Annotated in this window: 1 protein-coding gene; it reads right to left on the reverse strand. The window is 61.3% G+C overall.

Annotated elements, in window-relative coordinates:
• Positions 1–64 precede the first annotated feature (64 nt).
• Positions 65–783: IS6 family transposase (locus N825_RS35660; RefSeq protein ID WP_037462405.1), on the reverse strand; the 719-nt coding region annotated here is incomplete at its 5' end.

Below are 783 nucleotides of genomic sequence, written 5' to 3' on the forward strand. Positions count from 1 at the left end.
CCGGTTCTGTCAGCTTTCGGGGCAAGTTGCGCAGCGGACAGGCGTCTGACTACCGCTAGCTGTATCAGGCAGCGGAGATCAGGTCCCGCAGCGCGGTCACACGCTGCACGTGAATGGTCCGGCGGCGGGCAAGGGAGACGTTCTGGTTGATGTAGCTGGTCGGTCGCAGGAAGTTGCGGACCTCGTCGAAGGTTCGGCAGAAGCGATGAGCCGCATCGAAGTTCTTGAAGCCGCGCATCGGCCGATAGCGTCCTTTTATGCCGCGGTGATTCTGCTCGATCACGTTGTTTTTATACTGACTGGTGCGATGGTCGACGTCCATGCCGAGTTCGTCGGTGATGGCCGTGGGATAGCTGGTATGACCGTCGGTGGTGACCTGCTCGGGCTCGACTTGGGTGACCGACCTGGCTGAGCGGAAGAACGCCTTGGCGGCGGCCATGTCGCGGTTTTCGCTCAGGTAGACGTCGACCAGATTACCGTCACGGTCTATTGCCCGGTACAGATAGCACCACTCCCCGGCGACTTTGACGTAGGTCTCGTCGACGTGCCAGCACCGGCCGGCTTTGCGGGCCCGACGCTTGCGCAGGCCGTCGGCGAGCAGTGGCGCCAACTTGGCTTCCCAATCCCGAACCGCTTCGTGAGTGAACACGATGCCGCGGATCAGGAACATCTCCGTCAAATCCCGCAGGCTCAGTTTGTAGCGCAATCTCCAGAAGACTACGAGAAACATGATGTCAGTCGGCACCTGGACGCGGTTCAGCGCCGTGCCGGTCCGCTCGTTGA

The organism is Skermanella stibiiresistens SB22 (assembly GCF_000576635.1).
GTDB lineage: Bacteria > Pseudomonadota > Alphaproteobacteria > Azospirillales > Azospirillaceae > Skermanella > Skermanella stibiiresistens.